Source organism: Streptomyces sp. NPDC026394, from assembly GCF_055567735.1.
On the sequence record NZ_JBVHPX010000064.1, the window covers coordinates 1 to 2,683 of the forward strand.

Genomic DNA, 2,683 nt, shown 5'->3' on the forward strand with positions numbered 1-2,683 from the left:
GCGACGCTCCCACGGCTTGTAGGCACACGGTTTCAGGTACTATTTCACTCCGCTCCCGCGGTACTTTTCACCATTCCCTCACGGTACTATCCGCTATCGGTCACCAGGGAATATTTAGGCTTAGCGGGTGGTCCCGCCAGATTCACACGGGATTTCACGGGCCCCGTGCTACTTGGGTGATTCTCAAACGAGCCGTTGACATTTCAGCTACGGGGGTCTTACCCTCTACGCCGGACCTTTCGCATGTCCTTCGCCTACATCAACGGTTTCTGACTCGCCGACCGGCCGGCAGACCGGTCAAGAGAACTCCCACAACCCCAACCACGCAACCCCTGCCGGGTATCACACGTGACTGGTTTGGCCTCATCCGGTTTCGCTCGCCACTACTCCCGGAATCACGGTTGTTTTCTCTTCCTGCGGGTACTGAGATGTTTCACTTCCCCGCGTTCCCTCCACACTGCCTATGTGTTCAGCAGCGGGTGACAGCCCATGACGACTGCCGGGTTTCCCCATTCGGACACCCCCGGATCAAAGCTTGGTTGACAGCTCCCCGGGGCCTATCGTGGCCTCCCACGTCCTTCATCGGTTCCTGGTGCCAAGGCATCCACCGTGCGCCCTTAAAAACTTGGCCACAGATGCTCGCGTCCACTGTGCAGTTCTCAAGCAACGACCAGCCACCCGTCACAACCCGCCGAAGCAGACCTATACCGGGGCCGGCGTCGAAGGTACGAGCAAAGCCCGTGCCCTCAGACACCCAACAGCGTGCCCGACACTCCCAGACCAGACTCACGTTCCACGCCGAAGCAGTACTAATGATCCCGAACCGAGTGTGCCGAGTAGTCAACGTTCCACCCATGAGCAAACCACCGCAGAACATTCGCCTGCGTAGTGGCTCTGGACAACCTTGCGGCTGCCTAGAAGCTCCTTAGAAAGGAGGTGATCCAGCCGCACCTTCCGGTACGGCTACCTTGTTACGACTTCGTCCCAATCGCCAGTCCCACCTTCGACGATTCCCTCCCACAAGGGGTTGGGCCACCGGCTTCGGGTGTTACCGACTTTCGTGACGTGACGGGCGGTGTGTACAAGGCCCGGGAACGTATTCACCGCAGCAATGCTGATCTGCGATTACTAGCGACTCCGACTTCATGGGGTCGAGTTGCAGACCCCAATCCGAACTGAGACCGGCTTTTTGAGATTCGCTCCACCTCGCGGTATCGCAGCTCATTGTACCGGCCATTGTAGCACGTGTGCAGCCCAAGACATAAGGGGCATGATGACTTGACGTCGTCCCCACCTTCCTCCGAGTTGACCCCGGCAGTCTCCTGTGAGTCCCCATCACCCCGAAGGGCATGCTGGCAACACAGAACAAGGGTTGCGCTCGTTGCGGGACTTAACCCAACATCTCACGACACGAGCTGACGACAGCCATGCACCACCTGTACACCGACCACAAGGGGGCCCCTGTCTCCAGGGGTTTCCGGTGTATGTCAAGCCTTGGTAAGGTTCTTCGCGTTGCGTCGAATTAAGCCACATGCTCCGCCGCTTGTGCGGGCCCCCGTCAATTCCTTTGAGTTTTAGCCTTGCGGCCGTACTCCCCAGGCGGGGAACTTAATGCGTTAGCTGCGGCACGGACGACGTGGAATGTCGCCCACACCTAGTTCCCAACGTTTACGGCGTGGACTACCAGGGTATCTAATCCTGTTCGCTCCCCACGCTTTCGCTCCTCAGCGTCAGTATCGGCCCAGAGATCCGCCTTCGCCACCGGTGTTCCTCCTGATATCTGCGCATTTCACCGCTACACCAGGAATTCCGATCTCCCCTACCGAACTCTAGCCTGCCCGTATCGAATGCAGACCCGGGGTTAAGCCCCGGGCTTTCACATCCGACGTGACAAGCCGCCTACGAGCTCTTTACGCCCAATAATTCCGGACAACGCTTGCGCCCTACGTATTACCGCGGCTGCTGGCACGTAGTTAGCCGGCGCTTCTTCTGCAGGTACCGTCACTTGCGCTTCTTCCCTGCTGAAAGAGGTTTACAACCCGAAGGCCGTCATCCCTCACGCGGCGTCGCTGCATCAGGCTTTCGCCCATTGTGCAATATTCCCCACTGCTGCCTCCCGTAGGAGTCTGGGCCGTGTCTCAGTCCCAGTGTGGCCGGTCGCCCTCTCAGGCCGGCTACCCGTCGTCGCCTTGGTAGGCCATTACCCCACCAACAAGCTGATAGGCCGCGGGCTCATCCTGCACCGCCGGAGCTTTCCACACACAGACCATGCGGTCGTGTGTCATATCCGGTATTAGACCCCGTTTCCAGGGCTTGTCCCAGAGTGCAGGGCAGATTGCCCACGTGTTACTCACCCGTTCGCCACTAATCCCCTCCCGAAGGAGGTTCATCGTTCGACTTGCATGTGTTAAGCACGCCGCCAGCGTTCGTCCTGAGCCAGGATCAAACTCTCCGTGAATGTTTCCGGGTTCTCCCGGTAACACACACGAGAGCGGAACAGGAAGCGGAATAGGCTTCCCGTTCACAGCGTCCTCGCTGTGTGTGCCACCCGCACCGTGAAGGTGCTGGTGGGCTTTTCAAAGGAACCTCATCCTCCGGCGTGTGCCGGTGGACGGGGTATCAACATATCTGGCGTTGACTTTTGGCACGCTGTTGAGTTCTCAAGGAACGGACGCTTCCTTTG

Annotated in this window: 2 rRNA genes; both read right to left on the bottom strand. The window is 58.8% G+C overall.

From position 1 onward, the window contains the following. Window positions 1-631 (bottom strand): 23S ribosomal RNA (locus ACZ4QV_RS42400); the annotation flags it as partial. Between the two features lie 298 nt (window positions 632-929). Further along, a 16S ribosomal RNA gene (locus tag ACZ4QV_RS42405) occupies window positions 930-2,458 on the bottom strand. Window positions 2,459-2,683: the final 225 nt, after the last annotated feature.